This window comes from Pseudoalteromonas sp. NZS71_1, assembly GCF_015864305.1.
GTDB lineage: Bacteria > Pseudomonadota > Gammaproteobacteria > Enterobacterales > Alteromonadaceae > Pseudoalteromonas > Pseudoalteromonas arctica.
The window spans coordinates 250,195-273,525 of record NZ_JADYXM010000005.1 but is presented as its reverse complement, the minus strand read 5'-3'; the positions used below and the strand labels follow the sequence as shown (position 1 = coordinate 273,525).

Annotated in this window: 21 protein-coding genes; 7 read left to right on the top strand and 14 right to left on the bottom strand. The window is 39.1% G+C overall.

What is annotated here, in order from left to right; translation table 11 throughout:
• Positions 1 to 89 precede the first annotated feature (89 nt).
• From I6F43_RS10620 to I6F43_RS10610, 3 genes are read right to left on the bottom strand one after another with little or no spacing between them, the layout of a single operon-like run.
• Entirely contained in the window at positions 90 to 1,148 is a 1,059-nt protein-coding gene (locus I6F43_RS10620) for a succinylglutamate desuccinylase/aspartoacylase family protein (protein WP_007585786.1), read from the bottom strand.
• Complete coding sequence (gene rimK / locus I6F43_RS10615) at positions 1,135 to 2,040, bottom strand: 30S ribosomal protein S6--L-glutamate ligase (protein WP_002961977.1); 906 nt, start codon at positions 2,038 to 2,040, stop codon at positions 1,135 to 1,137. Before rimK ends, I6F43_RS10620 begins: the two co-directional genes overlap by 14 nt.
• Positions 2,041 to 2,042: 2 nt before the next feature.
• Complete coding sequence (locus tag I6F43_RS10610; protein ID WP_024596236.1) at positions 2,043 to 2,477, bottom strand: ATP-dependent zinc protease family protein; 435 nt, start codon at positions 2,475 to 2,477, stop codon at positions 2,043 to 2,045.
• Positions 2,478 to 2,762: 285 nt separating this feature from the next.
• Here I6F43_RS10610 and I6F43_RS10605 point away from each other — a divergent pair, with 285 nt between their 5' ends.
• A complete protein-coding gene (locus I6F43_RS10605; protein WP_165735504.1) occupies positions 2,763 to 3,734 on the top strand; it encodes a zinc transporter ZntB in 972 nt (323 codons plus the stop codon).
• A 67-nt stretch (positions 3,735 to 3,801) separates the two neighbouring features.
• Here the strand turns inward: I6F43_RS10605 and I6F43_RS10600 are convergent, their stop codons facing one another.
• The 10 genes from I6F43_RS10600 to I6F43_RS10555 all read right to left on the bottom strand — a co-directional run bounded on the left by I6F43_RS10600 (position 3,802) and on the right by I6F43_RS10555 (position 14,954).
• Positions 3,802 to 4,989 carry a polysaccharide lyase family 7 protein gene (locus tag I6F43_RS10600; RefSeq protein WP_197102211.1) on the bottom strand — a complete coding sequence of 396 codons (1,188 nt, stop codon included), beginning with the start codon at positions 4,987 to 4,989 and terminating at the stop codon, positions 3,802 to 3,804.
• Between the two features lie 898 nt (positions 4,990 to 5,887).
• Entirely contained in the window at positions 5,888 to 6,223 is a 336-nt protein-coding gene (gene rraB / locus I6F43_RS10595) for a ribonuclease E inhibitor RraB (protein ID WP_007585369.1), read from the bottom strand.
• Complete coding sequence (locus I6F43_RS10590; protein ID WP_197102192.1) at positions 6,223 to 6,936, bottom strand: 1-acylglycerol-3-phosphate O-acyltransferase; 714 nt, start codon at positions 6,934 to 6,936, stop codon at positions 6,223 to 6,225. Before I6F43_RS10590 ends, rraB begins: the two co-directional genes overlap by 1 nt.
• Positions 6,937 to 7,098: 162 nt before the next feature.
• Positions 7,099 to 9,393: a DNA topoisomerase IV subunit A gene (gene parC, locus I6F43_RS10585; protein ID WP_197102190.1), complete on the bottom strand. Its 2,295-nt coding sequence runs from the start codon at positions 9,391 to 9,393 to the stop codon at positions 7,099 to 7,101.
• Between the two features lie 10 nt (positions 9,394 to 9,403).
• On the bottom strand, positions 9,404 to 10,498 hold the full coding sequence (locus tag I6F43_RS10580) for a PQQ-dependent sugar dehydrogenase (RefSeq protein WP_024590691.1): 1,095 nt from the start codon (positions 10,496 to 10,498) through the stop codon (positions 9,404 to 9,406).
• 29 nt (positions 10,499 to 10,527) lie between these two features.
• On the bottom strand, positions 10,528 to 12,417 hold the full coding sequence (parE, locus tag I6F43_RS10575) for a DNA topoisomerase IV subunit B (RefSeq protein ID WP_010553287.1): 1,890 nt from the start codon (positions 12,415 to 12,417) through the stop codon (positions 10,528 to 10,530).
• A 108-nt stretch (positions 12,418 to 12,525) separates the two neighbouring features.
• Positions 12,526 to 13,086 carry a YqiA/YcfP family alpha/beta fold hydrolase gene (locus tag I6F43_RS10570; RefSeq protein WP_007585377.1) on the bottom strand — a complete coding sequence of 187 codons (561 nt, stop codon included), beginning with the start codon at positions 13,084 to 13,086 and terminating at the stop codon, positions 12,526 to 12,528.
• A complete protein-coding gene (locus I6F43_RS10565; protein ID WP_024592842.1) occupies positions 13,071 to 13,856 on the bottom strand; it encodes a metallophosphoesterase in 786 nt (261 codons plus the stop codon). The genes I6F43_RS10570 and I6F43_RS10565 overlap by 16 nt, the downstream gene beginning before the upstream one ends.
• Entirely contained in the window at positions 13,843 to 14,301 is a 459-nt protein-coding gene (locus I6F43_RS10560) for a DUF1249 domain-containing protein (RefSeq protein WP_024592841.1), read from the bottom strand. Before I6F43_RS10560 ends, I6F43_RS10565 begins: the two co-directional genes overlap by 14 nt.
• Before the next feature lie 26 nt (positions 14,302 to 14,327).
• Positions 14,328 to 14,954, bottom strand: coding sequence for an NUDIX domain-containing protein (locus I6F43_RS10555; protein WP_076916364.1), 627 nt, complete (start codon positions 14,952 to 14,954; stop codon positions 14,328 to 14,330).
• 151 nt (positions 14,955 to 15,105) lie between these two features.
• Here I6F43_RS10555 and tolC point away from each other — a divergent pair, with 151 nt between their 5' ends.
• The 3 genes from tolC to I6F43_RS10540 all read left to right on the top strand — a co-directional run bounded on the left by tolC (position 15,106) and on the right by I6F43_RS10540 (position 18,114).
• Positions 15,106 to 16,461, top strand: a complete 1,356-nt coding sequence (gene tolC / locus I6F43_RS10550) for an outer membrane channel protein TolC (RefSeq protein ID WP_197102188.1) — start codon at positions 15,106 to 15,108, stop codon at positions 16,459 to 16,461.
• A 109-nt stretch (positions 16,462 to 16,570) separates the two neighbouring features.
• Positions 16,571 to 17,500 (top strand): LpxL/LpxP family Kdo(2)-lipid IV(A) lauroyl/palmitoleoyl acyltransferase, encoded by a 930-nt coding sequence (gene lpxL, locus I6F43_RS10545; RefSeq protein ID WP_024590685.1) that lies wholly within the window; start codon positions 16,571 to 16,573, stop codon positions 17,498 to 17,500.
• Between the two features lie 41 nt (positions 17,501 to 17,541).
• Positions 17,542 to 18,114, top strand: coding sequence for a toxin co-regulated pilus biosynthesis Q family protein (locus tag I6F43_RS10540; protein WP_101163672.1), 573 nt, complete (start codon positions 17,542 to 17,544; stop codon positions 18,112 to 18,114).
• A gap of 60 nt (positions 18,115 to 18,174) precedes the next feature.
• Here I6F43_RS10540 and glnE read toward each other — a convergent pair whose 3' ends face one another.
• Positions 18,175 to 20,970 (bottom strand): bifunctional [glutamate--ammonia ligase]-adenylyl-L-tyrosine phosphorylase/[glutamate--ammonia-ligase] adenylyltransferase, encoded by a 2,796-nt coding sequence (glnE, locus tag I6F43_RS10535; protein ID WP_197102178.1) that lies wholly within the window; start codon positions 20,968 to 20,970, stop codon positions 18,175 to 18,177.
• A gap of 77 nt (positions 20,971 to 21,047) precedes the next feature.
• On the opposite strand from glnE, the gene I6F43_RS10530 reads away from it, so the two are divergent.
• The 3 genes from I6F43_RS10530 (at position 21,048) to rsmE (ending at position 23,308) form a co-directional block, all read left to right on the top strand.
• Positions 21,048 to 21,941 carry a DUF350 domain-containing protein gene (locus I6F43_RS10530; protein ID WP_007585393.1) on the top strand — a complete coding sequence of 298 codons (894 nt, stop codon included), beginning with the start codon at positions 21,048 to 21,050 and terminating at the stop codon, positions 21,939 to 21,941.
• Between the two features lie 62 nt (positions 21,942 to 22,003).
• Positions 22,004 to 22,504 (top strand): hypothetical protein, encoded by a 501-nt coding sequence (locus I6F43_RS10525; protein WP_197102169.1) that lies wholly within the window; start codon positions 22,004 to 22,006, stop codon positions 22,502 to 22,504.
• Between the two features lie 69 nt (positions 22,505 to 22,573).
• Positions 22,574 to 23,308 (top strand): 16S rRNA (uracil(1498)-N(3))-methyltransferase, encoded by a 735-nt coding sequence (gene rsmE / locus I6F43_RS10520; RefSeq protein WP_007585397.1) that lies wholly within the window; start codon positions 22,574 to 22,576, stop codon positions 23,306 to 23,308.
• Positions 23,309 to 23,331 lie beyond the last annotated feature (23 nt).

Sequence of the window (23,331 nt, the reverse complement as noted above, 5' to 3'; positions counted from 1 at the left end):
AGCCCACTAGGTTACAAACCTCGCGCCGCGATTTAATCGCCCCTAGATTGAACAAATTTCAATCCGCAAAGTTAAACACGCCCTAGCTATTAGTTATTTAGCTCAGCTGTTTTAAGCTCGTCATCTAAATCGTTTATCTCATCAATAAAGTTCTCTAGTTGCTGCTCTACTAAACTATTGTCATTTGCAAAGTAAGCAAGGTGGAATACCGCATCACCTTCATTTACCAATGGCATAGTTTGCTGACCAATAACAATACCGCCTTTAGGCGCTAAAAGCTCAAGCTCAGAGTCACCTAGTGGGCTACTAATATAAGCAAGTACTTGCCCTTTAGTTACATGTTCCCCTAGTGATACTTGTGCACGCACAATGCCATCAACTTCGGCACGTATCCAACTAGTTGAACCTGCAATAATAGGATCTGGTAACTTTTTAGGACGCTTGCCACGGATCATTTTTAAATGACGCATAACATAATCAACACCCTGTACACCGGCCGCAATTGCGATTGGATCAAAACGCAGTGCTTCACCAGCTTCATAGGTTATAACCGGTATACCTAGGTTTGCAGCTTCACTTCGTAATGAGCCATTACGCAATGATGCATCTATAACTGCTGGCGTGCCGAATGCTTTAGCCATTTCAGCGGTTGCTTCATCAGCTAAGTTAGCGCGAATTTGCGGTAAGTTAGTTCGATGAATAGCGCCAGTATGTAAATCAATAATGTGGGTACAATGTATTGCCACTTGATTAAAAAACATATAAGCCATACGCCCAGCAAGTGAGCCACGCTCAGAACCTGGGAAGCTACGATTCATATCGCGTCTGTCTGGTAAGTAACGCGATTTATGAATAAAGCCAAACACATTCACAATAGGCACAGCGATTATTGTGCCGCGCAGTTGGCTTGGGTCTATTTTAGCAATTAACTGACGCACAACTTCTACGCCATTTAGCTCATCACCATGAATAGCCGCACACACCATAAGCACAGGACCTTCCATTACACCGTTAACCACTTCAATAGGAATATTAAGTGGTGAATGGGTATAAAGTTTAGCTGCCTCTAAGGCAAGTGTTTTACGTTCGCCTACGCCTACACTCTCTCCTAATAAGGAAAAAGGACGGTTAATTTTAACCTTTGCCACGTGTTGCTGTCCCTTTACTTGAAGCATTTTTTTCGATGAAATCAATCACCATGCCTGCAATGTCTTTACCTGTTGCTATTTCAATGCCCTCTAAACCTGGTGATGAGTTAACTTCCATCACAAGTGGTCCACGAGATGAGCGAAGTAAATCAACTCCCGCTACGTTTAAGCCCATTGATTTAGCCGCTGCTACTGCCGTTTTACGTTCTTCTGGAGTAATGCGAACTAACGTAGCGCTACCACCACGGTGAAGGTTAGAACGGAACTCACCTTCTTGTGCTTGGCGCTTCATAGCTGCTATTACTTTATCGCCTAGTACAAAACAACGTATATCCGCGCCACCTGCTTCTTTAATGTATTCCTGAACCATAATATTAGCTTTTAAGCCCATAAATGCTTCAATAACACTTTCTGCCGCTTTGCGTGTTTCAGCAAGTACAACACCAATGCCTTGTGTGCCTTCAAGTAATTTAATTACAACAGGTGCACCGCCTACCATTTCTAGTAAGTCTTTTACATCATCTGGTTTGCTCGCAAAGCCAGTTACTGGCATACCAACGCCTTTGCGCGAAAGTAACTGAAGTGAGCGTAATTTATCGCGCGAACGAGAAATAGCGACTGATTCATTTACTGGGTAAACACCCATCATTTCAAATTGACGAAGTACCGAACATCCATAAAATGTAACCGATGCACCAATACGCGGGACGATTGCGTCAAATTCTTTTAAGTTTTCACCGCGATAGTGAATTTCTGGTTGCTCCGAGTTTATATTCATATAGCAGCGTAATGCATCAATCACCTTAACTTCGTGACCGCGTGCTTCTGCCGCCTCAATTAAGCGACGTGTTGAATATAATTTTCTGTTGCGAGATAAAATACCGATTTTCATAGTTAAACCTTACGACCTAATAGTTGAGATAAAGCCGGGTCAACGACTATACGATTTTCCATGGCTGTACGCCCTAATAACATTCTAAACTTCATTGTTGCACGGCTTGTTAAAGTAAGCTCTATCGGCCAACTATGCTCGCCTGCATGCAATGTCGTTTCTATAAAATAGCGTAACTCTTTTTGCCCACTTGAGCTGGTTACGTACTTCATTTTTTTAACTTTTGCCTTGCAAGTGACTTGCGTTTGCTCATCATCCTGCAATGGTTGGGCCGTAAATTTAACCCATTTCTCTGAGTCAACTTCGTATTCTTCAATGTTAATTGCATGAATACATGAAGTGCGAGCGCCTGTATCAATTTTTGCTTTTATATCGTTAATACCAAGCTCAGGTAAACTTAACCACTCACGCCAACCAACTGTAATCTTTGCTGTCATAAATGTGCCCTTAATAAAAAAGTGACTTATACGCTACAGGTAAAAAAACACCAACGAAATAAATTTATCTAGTCGATTAGTAAATTAAATTGATCTTTTTAAACAACTGGTCACACAATGCACGCCTTGCTGAATAGTACTTTATGCCACTTTACTCATCCCAAAGGCTCTGCATATATTTTGCTATTTAAGCTTAACTTATTAAAAATAAAGGTAAGTTTAAAATACTTAAGTAGATACACTATAGTTAACGGTATTAAAAATACACTATTATGAGAAATAATTATGATTAATGGTTTACTACATGCACTTGTACTTGATGGACAAGGCGGCGCTCGCCCTATTGAAAGCACTAATGAGCTAAATAGCTGGCAACCAAGCCACGGAAAACTTTGGGTGCACATGGACTATAGCCAAAGCGAGGCTGTTGAATGGCTCAAGGCACAACCTCATTTAAACGACTACGAATTAGAGTCCTTAATTGCTGATGAAACACGCCCGCGTATTACATCAACGACTAACGGACATATGTTATTTTTACGTGGTGTAAATTTAAATCCAGCACAAAGCCCTGAAGACATGGTTTCAATTCGTTTATTTATTAGCGAAGACATTCTTATTACTACCCGCAAGCGTCGTTTATTATCGGTGCAAGATACGCTCGCCTGTTTAAATGAAAATAAAGGCCCATGCAATATTTCTGAATTAGTGTGCTCTATTACACAAAAATTAACCTCACGTATGCAAAGCGTTATTGACTCACTAGATGAAACACTCGACGAGTTTGAAGAAGAAATAGATGAACCAAGTAAAAAGTTTGATAACCAAGGTTTATCACAGTTGCGCCGTCAAACAATTGCCTTAAAGCGTTATTTAAAACCGCAAAAAGAAGCCCTTAGCTCAATGGTAAATAATCACTACCCGTGGCTGTTAGATGACGATAAAGCAAAATTAAACGAAACAACAAACTTACTTATTCGTTATTTAGAGGAGCTTGATAGCTCTATTGAACGTGCGCAAATCATTCAGCAAACAATCACTAACCAAGTGTCTGAGCAATTAAATCAGCGTATGTATGTAATGTCGGTTGTAGCTGCATTGTTTTTACCTTTAGGCTTTTTAACCGGCCTGTTAGGCGTAAACGTAGGAGGTATTCCGGGTACCGAGAGCCCCTATGCATTTAGTGCGTTTGTTATATTTTTGATTTTACTTACTGGCGGTATTGGTGTGTATTTTAAAAATAAAAAATGGTTATAAATTTAGTTTTTACAGTTAAAAAAGCCACTCAGTTTTAAACTGAGTGGCTTTCTAAACTACTAAATAATTAGTTAGTTTTACGCGTATAACTAACGTCAGTCATTGTTACTTTAGCTTTTGTAATTCCTAAATCTTTAAAGCACTCTTTAAATGAATCTGAGTTTCCTGACTCGCCACACTCATCTAGTGTATATGGGTCTTGTGATTGTAAATAATTACCAAACTTAAAGTAAGATTCTGAATCATCTTCTACCGGAATACCAAAGGTAGTACCTAATGCAGTCACATCTACATCACCGTAATTATTAACTACTTTTAGATTGAATGAACCACCACTTCTGATAGTACCTAGTGCATGTTTTTCTTCTTTACCACTGGTGTTACGCAGGCGAACATAAACGTCAAAAATCCCGTTACCTGCTATGCTATCATCAAAACCTGATTCATCAGTATCTGAAACATATACTTTTGAAATCGTACCCGTATCGCTAGCATGGTGCTGAGAAATAATCGTTTTACCACCATCTGACATTTCAACTTTTACAGTTGCCTCAAAAACCTCATAGGTTTCGGTCATTGCAACACGTGCACTTTCTTTTACTTTATATTCATGACGCCAGCCATTCCCGTTTGGAGTGATATGACGCGCTTCTAGAGGAACAAACTCTAAAGTGTAGCTATTTACTAATGGATGAGGATCGTTACCTTCAAGGTCAAAAATACTACCGTTGGTGATGTTGCTTGCTATACCTGAGCCACTACCAGTGTCGCCACCGCCAGTATCACCACCACCTGTGTCTCCGCCGCCAGAAGAACTACCCTTAGTTAACGAAAAGTCATCAAAACGAACATCGCTTGAGCTCTTATCATGCTTAGCAAATACTTGTAGCGAACCTGTATTAGCTGTGGTGAAAGTTTTAGATACTTTTGTCCACGAAGAAACGTTAAATTTCTCACTTTTAAACAAACCATTAAGATCGTTAATGCCGATTTGTCCCTTGCCAAGTACGTACGCACTTAACGTGTACTGAGTATTTCGATCTACATCTACATTTTGGTAAACACGCCCTGGGCTACCTTGAATTTTTAATGATTTAGAGCCTTTATACGAATCTGAAGATAGTGCTGCGGGCTCTGTTTCATTCCAGTTACTCCAACCATCTTCAAAACCAGAATTATCAATCGTGGCAGCATGCGCAAAAGAAGTACTCGCAGCAATTGCAGAACAAATAAGTAACTTTTTATATTTAACCATCATTTTTATTCCTTTAAATCTGTATAAATAACCTAACAGCTAACTTAGTACTAAATACCAAACTTAGCTTGAGCTTGCATCATGTAAACAGACTTTCAATTCAAAAAATTGGTAATATCAAAAATAAATTAAAACAACTCAAATTGGTATTACCAAAACATCACCAAACCGGTAAGGCAAGGCTATATTTTTTGTATCCAATATGTCAACAAGTGAATTGTTACCATGAAATCAGCTAAACGTTCTAAAAATAATAACAAAATAAAAATTAATCAATTAATAACAACAAGTTAAAAATAAACCAATTTAAAAAAACGAATGTTCTTATTTGTAAATTTCAGAAAATAGTAGTAATTAAAATAAAATGATCTATTACCAATTTTTATTTATAGCTTAATGCTTTATGAATAAACCGAATTAAATTTTGATTAAATTGTAACTGAGAAAAACTAGTCATACCAGTAAGGCACTAACACAGCTTGATTTGAAAATAGATTTAGTACGAATAATTAATTAAATGGAGCTTTAATCAACACATTTACTAGCATATTAAAGCCCTAAATATTTAGATTTATTAGTCTCTAGCTAGTCCATGTTGACCTTTGGTGGTTGAATTTGTAGCAGTATATTTATTTAATACCAATTCGTTTAATTAAGTGATCTATTTTAAGGCTGGAAAAACGTGTTGATAGCTAGGTAAAAAAATCGCTATTTAGTTGTTCTAAATGAGAATTTTTTAACGCAGGTAGCGACACGTTTAGCCCCGTAAAATGATTAAGTATTATTACGGATTGGTATAACCTCGAAAATAAACATGCCCTAGTTATAGGCATAAAAAAGCGAGTGCTTCTACAGCACTCGCTTTTAAACTAGTTAATCTAAACACTCGTTAATTACATTACTCTTGAAAGTAAGTACCCCAACCATCGTACTCAACTTCGCACTCAACGGCTAGTTGCGCTAGCTTATCAACGTCTTCCATAATAACGTCTACGTCTAGCTCAGCTTCAACTACAATGTCAAAGCTCCAAATTTTGTTACCGTCTTCAAGCTCAAGCTCTGCTGGTTCTTCAACATCGTAACCCAATTTAAAAGCAGCAAGTGCAGCTTGCTCTAACTTAGGAAAGTCTTCACACACAAAGTGGTGCTCTACTTCATAAAGTATTTCAGGGTCTGACCCATCTTCAAGTAGTGAACTTACGATGTCTTCACTTATTTCACGCCAGTTTTCCATTATTTTTCTCTCACTTGAGCATCTAATTCAGTTATTTTAGCAGCCATAATGCTATGCACGCTTTTAGCATGCTCACGCGCGCTAATTTCTTTATCAAGCGGTATAGGCGCTAACATTTCGATGTGAATTGTACCATTATCCCAACGATTTAGCTTAATGGTTTTATGTGTTGTATTCATACATACCGGAATTATGGGTACATCTGCGCTCATTGCGGTGTGAAATGCACCCGTTTTGAATGGTAGTAACCCTCTTCCATAGCTTCGTGTGCCTTCTGGAAACATCCATACAGATAAGCCATTAGTTTTAATTTTTTCGGCTGCTTTTGAGATAGTTCCTGCCGCTTTAGAGCGATTCGATCTGTCTATTAATATATTACCCGACAACCAATAAAGCTGACCAAAAAATGGGATCCACTTTAAGCTCTTTTTACCCAAACTTACGCAGTTTTTTGGCACCATTGCTGGCACTGTAAATAAGTCGTAGCTATTTTGATGATTAGCAACATAAACTGCAGGACCTGGATCAACGGCATCTTTATGACGTGTTAGAACTAGCTTAACGCCAACCATTTTAGCCATTGAGCCAAACCAACCCGCTATAATATGTACATTATTAGGGTGAAATGGTCTTACAATCGAAAGTAATAAACCAAAAATACAACTGAATAATATAAACAGCAGCATAATAAAAACGCGTATAACAGCTAGCAAATGGGCTTCTCCAAAAATGAATTATAATTATTATAGCGTTATTTTGTGGCACAAACGAGTCAATAGCGCACAAGTGTACGCTGAAATATTTAAGCTCTTTATTTTAAAACAAAAACGGCCTGCAAATGCAGACCGTTTTTATTTATACAAAAAAGTAATTGGCTACTCTTCGCTAATAACGTCTATTGGTTCATCATCTTGAGGAGTTAGCTCAACAACGGCTTCGTCAACACGCTGTAAGCCACGCGGTAGTTTATTACCCCTACGTCCTCGCTCACCATGATAATGCTCTAAATCATTTGGTTTAAGTGTTAGTTTACGCTTACCAGCATGAAGCGTAACACTGCTTCCTAGTGGTACAACAGCAAGCACTTTTACAAACTCTTCACGGGCTTGTACTTTAGCACCTGGTATAGAGATGATTTTATTACCTTTACCCTTACCTAATTTTGGTAAGTCTCGCAGCGGGAATAAAAGCATTCGACCTTCGTTAGAAATAGCCATACAGTAATCGCTAGCAACATCGTTCACTCTAATAGGAGAAAGTAATATTCCACCTTTAGGGACACTTACCAGCGCTTTACCGTTTTTATTTTTACTAACTAAGTCTTTAAAGTCGGTAATAAAGCCGTAACCTGCATCTGACGCCATAAGCAATACTTGCTCGTCTTCACTCATTACCACGTGCTCAAAGTTAGCGCCTGGTGTTAAGTTAAAACGACCTGTCATTGGCTCCCCTTGGCTACGCGCCGAAGGTAGACTGTGCGCATCAGTTGCAAACGCCCGCCCTGCTGAATCTAAAAATACCGCAGGTTGATTACTCTTACCACGAGCAGAGGCTCTAAAGCCGTCACCTGAGCGATAATTTAAGCCTTGTACATCTAAGTCATGACCTTTACCAACGCGTGCCCAGCCTTTGTCTGATAGCACAACAGTAACTGACTCTGACGGAATTAAATCTTTTTCGTTAAGTGCTTTCGCTTCTGAGCGCTCAATCACTGGCGAGCGACGATCGTCACCGTACATTTCAGCGGCTTCTTGAATTTCTTTTTTAAGCAGTGTCGACATACGACGTTCTGAGCCCAAAATTTGCGCTAATTTATCACGCTCTTTAGCCAGTTCGTCTTGCTCACCACGAATTTTAAACTCTTCAAGTTTTGCTAAATGACGAAGTTTTAATTCTAGAATTGCTTCTGCCTGCGTATCAGTTAAATCAAAGCGCTCCATTAATACAGGCTTTGGTTTATCTTCGCTGCGAATGATTTCAATCACTTCATCAATATTTAAAAAGGCGGCTAACAAACCCTCTAAAATATGTAGACGTGCTAATACTTTATCTAAACGATACTGCAAACGACGACGCACTGTTTCGCGTCTAAATATTAGCCACTCACTTAAAATACAGCGTAAGTCTTTAACTTGCGGGCGGCCATCTAGGCCTAGCATGTTTAAGTTTACTCGGTAATTTTTTTCAAGATCGGTGGTTGCAAATAAGTGCGCCATTAATGGCTCAGCTTTAATGCGGTTTGAGCGCGGAATAATTACAATGCGTGTTGGATTTTCGTGATCTGACTCGTCACGTAAATCGGCAATCATTGGTAATTTTTTAGCGTTCATTTGCGCTGCAATTTGCTCAAGTACTTTACCACCAGAACATTGATGCGGCAGCGCTGTAATAACAATATCACCATGCTCTTCGGTATAAACCGCACGCATTTTGATAGACCCTCGACCGGTTTTATATATTTTGTGAATATCGGCTTTTGGGGTAATTATTTCAGCATCTGTTGGGTAATCTGGTGCATGTACAAGCTCAAGTAATTCTTCAAGCTCTGTTTTTGGTTTATCAAGTAATAAACAACATGCACTAGCCACTTCACGTACGTTATGTGGCGGAATATCGGTTGCCATACCTACGGCAATACCCGTTATACCGTTTAGTAAAATATGCGGTAAACGAGAAGGCAGTACAACAGGTTCGTCCATTGTGCCATCAAAGTTTGGTGTCCAATCGACGGTGCCTTGGCCAAGCTCTTTAAGCAGTACTTCTGAAAACTTAGATAAACGCGCTTCGGTATAACGCATTGCTGCAAACGATTTAGGGTCATCTGCCGCGCCCCAGTTTCCTTGTCCATCCACCAAAGGGTAGCGGTAAGAAAACGGCTGCGCCATTAATACCATCGCTTCGTAACATGCACTGTCGCCGTGTGGATGGTACTTACCAAGGACGTCACCCACTGTACGGGCTGATTTTTTGTACTTAGCGTTAGCCGACAAACCCAGTTCGCTCATCGCATAAATAATACGACGCTGTACTGGTTTTAAACCATCACCTACATGCGGTAAGGCGCGGTCCATGATCACGTACATGGAATAATTTAAATAGGCGTCTTCGGTAAAACGCCCCATTGTTTGTTGCTCAATTCCTTGCATTAGCAAGGTATCTGTATCACTCATTAAAGCTTACCTAGTTTTTCTTATAGCTTACACGGTAGATTACATTGGCGTAATCATCGCTTACTAACAGACTGCCGTCACCTAATTCTGCAAATGCAACAGGGCGTCCAAATGTTGTTTCGTCTTTCATAAAGCCAGTAATAAATGGCGTATATTTAGTTACGCGACCTACTTCAATTGTTGCTAGCCCTACTTTATAACCTGACTTTTTAGAACGGTTCCATGAGCCATGTTCAGCAACAAATAATTGTTGCTTATAGCTTGCTGGAAATTGCTTACCGTTATAAAAATGAATACCTAATGGCGCTACATGCGCTGGAAGTGCAAGAGCTGGCGACGTGTAATCGGCAATATTTTTACCTTCACCAAACTCAGGGTCAATAATTGCACCGGCATGAACATACGGAAAACCAAAATGCTCACCTTCTTGCGTTGCACGGTTTAACTCATCAGGCGGAATATCATCGCCCATCATGTCGCGACCGTTATCACTAAACCATAAAGCTTGAGTAGCTGGATGAAAATCAAAACCGACGGTGTTTCTAACGCCCTTGGCTATTGTTTTTATTTGTTTTGTTTCTACATTAAGCGCAAAAATACGACCAAAACGTTCATCTTCAGCACAAATATTACACGGTACACCCACCGGAATGATTAGCTCGCCCGTTGGTGCAAAACGTAAAAATTTCCAACCATGATGACGCTCGCTCGGTAATGCGTTATAAACCACATCAAATTTTGGATCTTTTAATTGGGTATCAATATTTTTAAAGCGAATAATACGATGTACTTCGCCTACGTATAAATCGCCATCTTTAATTGCTATGCCAGAGGGCATGTTTAGGCCTTTAGCCACAACAATTTTTTTATCTGCTACGCCATCGCTATTATGATCAATAAGCGCATATACGTTGCCCGCTTTACGAGAGCCAACATACACAATACCTTTTTTGGAAACAGCTATTTGACGTGCATTTTCTACATCATTTGCAAATAAGCTTATTTCAAATCCCGGTGCTACGGTGAGCTTATCGAGTATATTTTTCGCCATTACAGGAGCGGTAGTCAGCCCAAGTAACAGCAAACTTCCTAGTAGTTTTTTCATTCGCCTCTCCTAGTGTTAAGCACAGATAATTAAACGAGTGCCTTGTTACCATGATCTTCTAACCATTGACGACGATCAGGCGATCGTTTCTTAGCAAGCAGCATATCCATCATTTCCATGGTTTCTACTTCTTCATCAAGCGTAAGCTGCACTAAACGTCGTGTATTTGGATCCATCGTGGTTTCACGCAGTTGTAACGGGTTCATTTCACCCAGACCTTTGAATCGTTGTACGTTTACTTTTCCGCGTTTTTTCTCGGCTTCTATGCGCGCCAAAATAGCGGTTTTTTCTTGCTCATCAAGTGCGTAATAAACTTCTTTACCAATATCGATTCTAAATAATGGCGGCATTGCTACATACACATGCCCTGTTTTTACTAACTCTGGGAAATGGCGAACAAACAGTGCACATAATAGTGTTGCGATGTGTAGTCCATCCGAGTCAGCATCGGCTAATATACAAATTTTATTGTAGCGTAATGCCGACATATCGGTTGATTCTGGATCAATACCCAGCGCCACTGAAATATCGTGTACTTCTTGTGATGCTAGTATTTGGCCTGACTCAACTTCCCAGGTATTCAAAATTTTACCACGTAGCGGCATGATAGCCTGAAATTCACGGTCTCTTGCTTGTTTAGCAGAGCCACCAGCAGAATCACCTTCCACTAAAAACAATTCGGTACGGTCGTTATCAGCCGCGCTACAATCGGTAAGTTTACCCGGTAAAGCAGGACCTGCAGTAACACGTTTACGCACTACTTTTTTAGCTGCACGCAAGCGAGTTTGCGCATTTGAAATACATAACTCAGCTAATAACTCTGCGGTATCTGTATGTTCATTTAACCATAAACTAAACGAGTCTTTTACAACCCCCGATACAAACGCAGAACACGAGCGTGATGATAGTTTTTCTTTTGTTTGACCGGCAAATTGAGGGTCTTGCATTTTAACCGATAACACGTAACTACAACGATCCCAAATGTCATCAGGAGTTAATTTCACACCACGAGGGAGTAAGTTTCTAAACTCACAAAATTCACGCATTGCTTCAAGTAAGCCTTGGCGTAAACCATTTACATGCGTACCACCTTGCGCGGTAGGAATAAGGTTTACGTAGCTTTCAGCTATTGATTCACCACCTTCTGGTAGCCATACAACAGCCCAGTCAGCGCCTTCAATTGAACTTTTAAATTCGCCAACAAACGGGTCTTGCGGTAATGTTTCAAAACCTTTAATTGCTTCAACTAAATAATCTTTTAAGCCTGTTTCGTAAAACCATTCTTGGGTTTCTTTTGTTTGCTTATTAACAAACTTAATTCGCAGCCCTGGACACAAAACGGCTTTGGCTTTTAATAAATGATTAAGTTTAGTAATTGAGTAGTTTGGTGAATCAAAGTAGCTAACATCAGCCCAAAAACGAACCGTAGTGCCGGTGTTACGCTTACCGACTGTACCAATTACGTTTAAGTCTTCTACTTTATCGCCGCTTTCAAATGCCATTCTAAATTGCTGAGCGTCGCGCCTTACTGTTACTTCTACACGCGTAGATAACGCATTTACTACCGAAATACCTACACCGTGTAAACCACCCGAAAATTGATAGTTTTTATTAGAAAACTTACCACCGGCGTGTAATTTAGTGAAGATCAATTCAACCCCAGGGATACCTTCTTCTGGGTGAATATCAATAGGCATACCACGCCCGTCATCACTTACTTCAAGCGAGTTATCTTCGTGGAGTATTACGTCGATACGAGTAGCATGACCAGCCATAGCTTCATCGACACTGTTATCGATAACCTCTTGGCCTAAATGATTGGGACGTGTTGTATCTGTGTACATCCCTGGGCGTCGTTTTACCGGATCTAATCCATTAAGTACTTCAATGGCTTCGGCGTTATAATTTTGATCACTCATAGTTTTTGTCTTTATATCCGCTAAGGCTCTAATACGTTTTACTAGTTTTATTGTTATATGCGCTAAAGCGTTAATATAGTAACTAACCTCAGTTCAGGCTAACTAGTTTTACGTGATTTTAAGAAAATCTACAATACTTGCAAAAGTGCGTTCAAATTCAACGTAGCTATGATCGCCACCAAATTCTATCAATTGCTTGCATTGCGAATAATATTTTACTGCGTGTTGAAAGTTCAACACTTCATCGCCTGTTTGCTGTAATAAGTACAGTAACTCAGGGTATGCTAATTTATCTACAGCGAGTAATTTAAGTGCCTCAATATGACTGTTATTTAAATCGTAATGATAATCTTGATACGGATTATAATTAGGTCCAAGTAACGACTGTAATAAATTATAGGGTGCGACCGCGGGATTAATAACCACTGCAGGAATTTGATAACGCTGCGATAAATACGTGGCAAAAAAACCACCTAACGAGCTACCTAATAAAACGGTATTTGGCGTTAGTAATTGTTCAAGCTCAATTATAGCTTGTAGGGGCTCGTGGTTTAAGTTCGGTACACAATAATCAACGTCATAGTTTGCCATAAGCTCACCAAAGCGCACAGCTTTATATGATTTTTGTGAACTATTAAAGCCATGAATATAAATTACGCGTTTAGCCATACTACTTCCGTTTTTACTTCTACTTTATCTTTTTTACTCTTTATATTTAGCGTTCTGTAAGCTGGTCCCGCATTTTTTTGCTCCCACTGTGAAGTGTGCTTTACAAACTGTATTGAGCTGGCTGGGGTCGCATATATGGGCAGCCCTCTAAAACTTTGTTCGTAATCATTGTGCACATGCCCATGAAAAAGCGCAGATACATTATTACTATTAACTAAGATATTTAAAAGCTGTGGGCCATTTTCTAATAAGTGTTTATCAAGGTAGCCGTTTATTGGCAGCGGATTATGATGACAAAATATAACTTTACTATTATTCGAGTTGACTAAAGCGTCCGTTACTTCATCTAAATGCGTGCCAGTAACCCATCCTGCGGGCGTGGGCCCTTTAGAATTAATAAGAAGTAACTCAATCCCATTAGCAATAATATGTTTAGCCGAATTTATTTGCCCACCACTTATGCGATTAAGCATTGCTAGTTCATCATGATTACCTGGCACCCAAAATACAGGACAAGTAATGTCACTGGCATTTATAAGTTCACTAAATAATAAGTACGATTCAAAACTATGATCTTGTGTTAAATCGCCACCAAAAATAATGCAGTCTATTGATTGTTTTGCTATGTGTGCCAAGGCTTGTTCAAAATGTTCTGCGGTATTTACAGTAAAGTACTCACCGCTTTTGTCTGCAAATAAATGGCTGTCAGTAATATGAGCAATGCACAAAGATGATTTATCAAATGTATATGTATCATCAAACCAAGCCATTATTTACATCCCAATTTAACGTCGCTTGTCCGTGCTCTACACAGGCCACTAACCAATCGTATAAAAAAGCATTAAGTTGATACTTTTCATCTTTTTGATGCATTTTAGGGTTAGGGTATCCATAAGATGGTTTTATGCGTTGATGATAATCGTGATGAACAATTTCAGCCACTTTGGCATCGTGATACAAACGCACCGTTAAATACAGTGGCGTAATCCCTTTAACCATTCCTGTTAGCTGCTTAATTGAAATATCCATAGTGTATTTTGCGCTGCCATCAATTTTTGTAGCAAACTCACTGTTGCCAAGTTTAACTTCACGAATGCTTCCTATATTGCGCTCGCTCGGTAACAACTTTAATAGTCGCACATAGTTATGCTCACAAAGTGTTAAATACTTTGGGAGGCTCTGAATATATCGCTTTGTTGCTAATTGTGCTGTCAAAGTACCACCATAATATTAGTAAGAGTTTATGCCCATTTGCTTGCCATTTTTTCGCGATTTAGCGCAAGCCACTGCATACAAATAACCGTTGCCGCATTATCCATTTCACCGTTATTGAGGCGCATTAGCGCATCATCAACTGATAGAATGTGAGTTTTTATATCCTCGCCTTCAGTTTCAAGACCATATACACCTGATTTCACTTGGCTTAAGTCAGTACGCGCTAAATATAAATGTAAGCGCTCAGTTGTACCACCAGGGCTTGATAGGTATGAAAGCATAAATTCAAGTTCAGTTAATTTAAGCCCAGCTTCTTCATACGCTTCTTTTTTTACAACTGATTCGTAATCCGTACTGCCGTCTGTCATTCCGGCTATACACTCTAGCAGCCAAGGCGAATGCTTGCTTTTAATAGCGCCAATACGTATTTGCTCAATTAAAAGAACAGTATCTGATATTGGATCGTAAGGGAGTACTGCAATAGCATCGCCACGTTCTAATATTTCTCGACTAATTACTTTAGATTTTCCACCCGCAAAAAGAGCATGTTCAAACTGGTATAAATCAACCTGAAAAAAACCTTTATAAAGGTTTTTTATTGGCTTTAAATTCACATCTTTATGTGTAAATTGAACGAGCTTTTTATCAACCACGTACATACCTCCTACTTATCTAAAGCTTTAAAATGCGTTAATATATTCTGTTACACTTGAACATACTGTTTTACTAATTATTTTTTTTGTTATGCAGTAAAACAGGTTAACATGCTTTTAGTACAAAAATTGTCTAAGGACCGAACCCCACATGAAAAAGAACATTCTTGCGGCGCTAGTTAGTTTATCATGCGCATTAGGTGCAACAGCAGTGAAAGCTGAAGATTTACTACAAGTTTTTGAAATAGCGACAGCTAACGATCCTACTGTTTTAAAAGCAAAAGCCCAAGCCGATGCGCAGTCTTACCAAAGCGATTTGGCGATGAGTGCACTATTACCTCAAATTGGTTTAACTATGGGTTATACAAAAAGCGATGCAACGTCGTACCAAAGCGTTGGCGACTTATCTAACCAAGTAAAAGTTGAAAGTGATACAGACCAATTCTCTCGCGGTGTGAGCTTAAGGCAAACATTATTTGATTTAGGTGCCTGGAATACGTTAGATATTGCCGACAAGCAAGCGCTTCAAGCAAGCGGCCTATACGATGCAGCTAAACAAAACTTAATTGTACGCGTTGCTGAAGGTTATTTTAACGTATTAAGTGCAAGCGATAACCTTGAATTTGTTGAAGCTGAAAAACGTGCAATTGAACGTCAACTTGAGCAAACAAAACAACGGTATGCGGTAGGCTTAACAGCAATTACTGACGTACACGAAGCGCAAGCTCAGTTTGATAACTCTGTAGCTCAAGAAATTATTGCAGGTAATGCTGTAGAAACAGCACGTGAGCAACTTCGTGAGATTACAGGTAAATATCACGAAAAATTAGACTTTTTAAATACAGATACTTTCTCAACAACTAAACCAACTAAGCGCTCAAGCGACTTTGTTAAAGTAGCTGAAGATAAAAATATAAACCTACAAGTGTCTAAAGTAACGGTTGATATTGCAAAAGATCAAATTGAATTAGCAAAAGCGGGTCATTATCCAAAGCTAACCCTAAGTGCTAGTTATGGCGATTCTCTTACAGACAATCAAATAAATGGCGCTAACTTTGATGATCAGCCACGTTCAGACTCAAGCTCTGTAGGGCTTAACTTTAGCGTACCTTTATATTCAGGTGGTGCAACAGTTGCTGCAACAAATCAGGCCCGTGCGTTTTACGTAGGTGCGAGCCAAGACTATGAAACAAATTACCGCGCAGTAACTCGAACAGTGATTACATCTTATAACCAAGTTGTATCAGACATTGCTACTTACAAAGCGCTAGAGCAAGCCGTTGTTTCAGCTCAAAGTGCGCTTAAAGCAACTGAAGCAGGTTTTGAAGTAGGTACTCGTACCATTGTTGACGTACTAGTAAGTACGCAAAATTTATACGATGCAAAGCGTAACCTTGCTGATGTACGTTACCGTTATGTGTTATCTACCCTTCGCCTAAAACAAGCTGCGGGTACATTAACAAGTGAAGATTTAGTTGCTATAAACCAAGGTTTAAAAGCCGCTTAAATCGCATGATTCATGTAGTTAAAAACATTGGAAGCCAGCTAAATGCTGGCTTTTTGTATTTTACAGCGCTTAGCGTTAAACTATCGTTTTTATTCTCAGAGATATTTTTGTGGTCACCTCATCTCCTTTTAAAGCATCTTTTTTGGGCCCTCGATACTGGTTAACGTGGATTGGCGTTCTATTTTTATATTTAATTTCTTGGTTACCGCAAAAACTACAATTAGCAATGGGTAAACAGCTTGGTCGCTTAGTTCATAAATTTATGAAGCGCCGTCGCCATATTGCAGAAGTAAATATTAAGCTGTGTTTTCCTGATATGAGCGCAGCAGATCAAAAAGACCTTGTGCTCAAAAATATGGAAAACACCGGTATTGCAATGGTTGAGACTGGCATGGCCTGGTGGTGGCCACAGTGGCGAGCACAAAAAGCATTAGGGTCTTTTAAAGGGCTTGAGCACTTTGAACGCGTACAAGCGTCTGGTAAAGGTGTTTTATTGCTTGTACCTCATATTCTGCATCTTGAAATGGCTAGCCGTATTATGGGCTTAGAGTGTCAGGGTGTTGGCTTTTATCGCCCTCATAACAACCCACTAATGGAATACTTTACGACTAATGGGCGCCTTCGCTCTAACGAATATTTAATCGGTCGAAAAGATGTAAAAGGTTTACTAAAAGCATTAAAAAATAAAAAGGTATGTTATTACTTACCCGATCAAGATTACGGTCGTAACCGCTGTGAATTTGTCCCATTTTACGCAGTACCTGACGCTGCAACTACAACGGGTACTCTTATGTTTGCAGGCAGTAAAAACTGCGAAACAATGAGTTTAATAACTCGCCGTGATGAAAATGGTAAATATCACTTAGAAATACTGCCAGAGCTTGAAAACTTCCCCAGTGGTGATAATAAGGCTGATGTAACACGTGTAAATCAACGCATGGAACAATCTGTTAATGCCGCACCCGAACAATATATGTGGCTACACCGTCGTTTTAAAACTCGACCTGATAAAAATACCCCTTCTTTTTATAAAAAGTAATGGTATAACAATAATAGGAACAAATAAGGTGGGTAATAATCATGTGGTTTTGGATTAGGCATTTATCATTTGCAGCTGTACTAATAGCACTCGCCGTATACTTTTTGTTGAGTGATGGCTCTTTATTTGATATTAAAAAATCTAAAAATGCAGCTGCCGAAGGATTATCACGTTTTTACTCCTCTATTCGTAACCAAGTAAAAAGTAATAAAGAACGAGATCAATTTGTTTTAAAACTTAAAACACCAGAACAGACCTTAGATAGAGTATTGGCTGAACGTGCGCGAACAGTTGATCCAATGCCGACCACTTGGACTGGAGAAGTTGAACCTAGACGCTTTGAAAATGGCACAACACTTAAAGACGTACTCTATCAATATGCTAAAAATGAAGGTATTGAGCTTTACTGGTATTTAAGTAAAGACTACGTAGTTAAAGATCATTTTAGAGTAGACAGCAACTTTACTTCAGCACTTTATCAAATTGGTCGTGCTATAAATGACGACTTTGAGCATGAGGTTTACACTTACTTTTGCCACAAACAAAGAGCAGCGGTTATTACAGAGTTACCATCAGAATTTGTGCGAACAAACTGTTTAAAGCTAAAGGTTTAAGGGTTTAAGGGTTTACACGTACAAAAAACCCAAGCAAGCGCTTGGGTTTTACAATTCAATTCAATTCAATTCAAAAATACTATTCCAAATATTCGTTACGTTAGTAATATCTTGTAAAAAAGCTTCTCGCGAGATCAATTTGCCTTTTTGATCCAAGCTCAGCACGTGATAACACGAGCGATAATCAATATACGCTTTGATCAACTGCTGTTTTTGCTCTTTAGTAATACAGCCTATATTTGCTGCATCCGTTAATATTCTTACGTTATCTGAATAAACGGTAAGCTGCTCAAACTCATTCGCGTGTTTAAGTACTAAATATTGCGTAATAAACTCAATATCAGCCATACCGCCAATATCTTGTTTTAAATCAAATTGTTCAGAATTTCCTTTCGCTAGATGGTCGCGCATTTTTTCGCGCATTTTTATTACATCGGCTTTTAACACGGTATCATCGCGCTGTTGGCAAAGTATATTTTTACGGATTTGTGAAAAACGATCTATAAGATCGTCTTGGCCCAAAATTAACCGAGCCCGCACAAGCGCTTGATGTTCCCACGTCCATGCTTGAGTTTGCTGATAGTGATTAAAACTCTCTAGATTGATAGCAAGTAAACCTGATGCACCTTCAGGGCGTAATCGCGTATCAAGCTCATACAAAATACCCGAAGCAGTACGAGTATTAAATAAATGCATTAAGCGCTGAGCGAGTTTTAAATAAAACTGGCGAGAATCTATCGGTTTTTCACCATTGGTTTGGCTTGAGCCATCATGATTATGCACAAACACCAAATCTAAATCTGAGTCGTACCCTACTTCTAAGCCGCCTGTTTTACCATATGCAATAACAGCAAAACCTTTGTTTTCATCATCAGTGCCAGGGGGCATACCAAAACGCTTAACGGTGTTATGCCATGCAATATTAACAGCTTGATCAACAATCGCTTCAGCCAATACGGTTAAGTGATCGCTTACTTTCATTACATCAAGAACACCGGTTGCATCAGCAGCAGCAATTCGTAATTGATGCGTTTGCTTAAATTGCCTAAGCGACTCCATTTGCAGTTCTAAATCGTCATGCTCTATTCGCAAAAAATACTGTCTTATTTCATCTTTATAAGCGGTTAATGGTGTCGGTTTATAAAGAACAGCCGGGTCTATTAGCTCATCCAGCAATATAGGGTAGCGAGAAATATGCTCGCCTATCCATTTGCTATGACAACACAGTAAAACAAGTTGCTTTAATGCACCTTGGTTTTCGTACAGCAATTCTAAATAAGCAGTACGTGAAATTATCTTATTAAAAATTTGGCAAACCATTGTAAAAGCAGCTGCGCTGGCATTAAAGTCATTTAACTGGCTCAATAAAACAGGCATTAATTTATCAAGGGTTTCACGCCCTCGGTTACCTATGTTGACCTTAGACAGCCTTAATTTAAAATCGTTAAGGGGTGTTTGCCATTCATCTCTAGCCTCTTTTAGAAAGCTCACATCACCATGATCCCAAGCACTAATAAATGCACCTTCACAGGTATCTAGTGGTGCGGTTTCTTCACCAATAACGAGTGCAAACTCGCCGTTAACTTGCTTCATTACCTTTTCAATAGTGATTAAAGTGGCAGAAAAATCAGCTTGTTCTAATAATAAATTTAAGCGCTGCTGGTTCAATTCATCATCGGGGAGTGTTTGCGTTTGCTGATCGTCAAATATTTGTAAGTACTGTTCAACTTTTCGCAAATAAAGGTAATTGCGTTTAAGCTCGCTCGCTTCTTGCTCATCTATAACTTGGCTAAGTGCCAGCTCATTTAATGCTTTAAGTAATGATTGAGTTTGTAAATTAGCCTCTCGGCCACCTCGTACCATTTGTAGGGCTTGCACTATAAATTCAACTTCACGAATACCACCAGCGCCTAATTTTATATTATTAGTTAAGCGTTTACGGCGAACCTCTTGTGCAATCATTAACTTCATTTTACGCAAAGATTCAATCACCGAAAAATCAATATACCGGCGATAAACAAACGGCTTTAAAAGCTTAATAAATTCATCCCAATATTTGTTAGGCGTGCCAATTAAGCGCCCTTTTAACATCGCGTAGCGTTCCCAGTCGCGACCTTGTTCTTGGTAGTAATCTTCAATGGCATTAAAGCTCATAACCAAAGGGCCACTTTCGCCAAACGGGCGTAGGCGCATATCAACCCTAAATACCTGCCCGTCACCGGTGGCTTGGTTAAGTGATGCAATGAGCTTTTGTGCAACTTTGGTATAAAATACTTGAGCCTCAAGGCTTCTGCGGCCACCTTGGGTTTTTGTACTGCGCGGATATGCAAAAATGAGATCAATATCAGAGGAGTAATTTAGCTCTTGTCCGCCAAGTTTTCCCATACCCAACACCATTAACGGCATTGCTTGGTTTTGCTCATCAAGCGGCTCACCATTTACTTTTGCCACCTGTGCATGCGCCCATTGGTTAGCACTATTTATTAGCATGTCAGCCAGTTGGCTTATGTAATTAATACTATCGGCAATGGGATTGTTACAGCATAAATCTAAAAAGGCGACTTTGAGCCAGTACTTTTCACGATATTGGCGAAGTACTTTATGGCACTGCACTTCATCAATGTCAGCTAAGTTAAGGTTTTTAAAAGGAGAATCTATTACTCTATTATGTATTTCGTCTTTGCATAATAGCCAAGTATTTAAATCAGGTTGTGATTCTAAACTGCGCCAAGCAAAGTCGCTTAATGCTAATAACCTTACAACTTCACTTTGTTTACTTTGCTGCGGGTATAACTGTTCAAAGCGCATCAAGCCAAGTTTTTGTAATTGAATAGGAAGTTGCTTTACGTTACTCATCAATCCTCTCTTTTATATCATCAATAACCGTACTAGAATGATTAAAACCTAGAAAGGTTAACTTAATTAGGATCACCATGTCATATTTGTCTTTATCTAACACTAGTTTTATTGCGATTGCCATTAGTTTTGCGGTTATTTGCATAACTATTTTTTGTTTACGAGTTGTCACTCAAATCAAAGCAAAACAAGCGCTTAAAGATGAGCTAGCACAACACGACAACTTTGCCATGGGTATTAGTTTTGCATCTGAAATATCAGTTGTTATAGCCACTATGGCTTTCTTATTTGACGAAATAAGCATAAGTACCGCACAGTCAAACCCGTTAAAAGTGTTAATTATTATTATTCTTTTATTCACTTTTATAAAAGTGGGTCATTTAATTCACAGAAAATGGATACTTCACAGGTTTAACGAAGAAGCTGCCATACTAAAACAAAATGTATGTGCTGCATTGGTAGATTCAGGCATGTTAATCGCTAACTGTATTATCGCACTTGGCTTGTACACGTGGACGCACACACAGGGATTTAGCAACTTACTTATTGCTTGTGTTAGCTTTTTTACGCTTCAGGGAATGTTTGCACTGGATAGTAAAATACGAGAACACCGTTTTGCAAAAGCAAATCAAGGAGCTTCGCTACAAAGTAACTTTAACCTAGAGAATACATCTATTGGTATAAGGTATGCTGGCAAATCAATCGGTTTAGCATTGGCTGTGTATGCTGGTTTATCTAGCGCAGCATTTCAAAACGGTAAAATGGTAGAAAACATATTTACACTCGTTATGCATTGCGGTGTAATGTGGATACTACTTTACAGCTTAACGTATGTGATAAAAGTTATCTCTTTACCAAATATTGATACGGCTCTTGAAATAGACCATCAAGATAATATTGGGGTAGCATGTATAGAGTTTGCTGTTTTTTGTGCTATAGGCTATTTACTTATTAGCATGTTTTCTCTTTAGACCTTTTTACTAAAATACAGCCATTAAAAGTCTGCATTTAAGTAATAATGGTAATTACTTAAATGCAACAAGGTCCTAGCTCTATGCCACTTGAAATAACGAATTACTTGTTAATTGACATAGACAACGAATTTAGCCGAGCATTTGCCGAATACTATGTAAATAATAATGGTAAAACAAAAGCGAGTACGCTTATTGCAGCAGGCAGTAATACCCGCCAGTTAGTAAAAATGATGTTTGACGAACTTATTAAAGACTATAGTTATTGCGACCTTGAAAACGAAATAAGCGTTTCTGAATTAATTAACTATCTAAAAGAGCATCACGATTTACACGGAGTCCTTTTTAATAGTACCGATTACTTACTAGCAAGCGATAAACAACGCTTTATTTATAACTCGTTACATGAAGAGCGCTTTTTAATAAGCTTTGATGATACAGGCTATACACTAAGCCTAGTTACTGACGAGACGTTAACAGAACCTTCGCAAAATCACCACGATATAGCGCGCACACCACAAGATTTAATAGACCTTGCAGAGCAACTTAATAAAAATAAATAATTGCGCACAGCTCCCAGCTTACTTACCATAGCAGTATATATTTTTACGCTAAGTAATAAGTGACGCCCTATGCGAGTTCCTCATATTTATCAAACATCGAGTATTGCCCTAAACACCCCTGTAACTTTAGATGACGATGCTGCAGGGCATATTGGCAGAGTGCTGCGCATGAAAGTAGGCGAGCATGTATCTATTTTTAATGGCGAAGGCGGCGAATACCTTAGTGAAATAATTGAGGTAACAAAAAAAACAGTCGTCGTAATGCCGTTAGAGCTTAATCCTCATGATGTAGAATCCCCGCTTAAAATTCATTTAGGCCAGTGTGTATCCCGTGGTGATAAAATGGATTTTACAATTCAAAAGTCAGTTGAACTGGGCATTACCGAAATCACCCCCATTTTTAGTCAGCGCTGTGGCGTGAAACTAATGGGCGATCGCCTTGAGAAAAAACACCAACAATGGCAAAAAATTGCAATAGCAGCGGCAGAGCAATCTGGGCGTAATTTTGTGCCAATTATTCATCCCCCTGTAGATTTAAAACAATGGCTTGCACAACAAACCAATGCAATTAAGCTCACTCTTCACCCTCGTGCTGAGCACAGCATTAAAACCATTACGGTACCTAAAGATGGCGTACGCTTTTTAGTCGGCCCAGAAGGAGGCTTTACCGACGATGAAATGGCACTAACTAAACAACTAGAATTTGTGGATATTCGCTTAGGCCCGCGCGTTTTACGAACGGAAACAGCCGCTTTAACGGTCTTAAGTGCATTACAACTTCAATTTGGCGATTTAGCTAATTGAAATAACTAAAAGCACCCTCATAT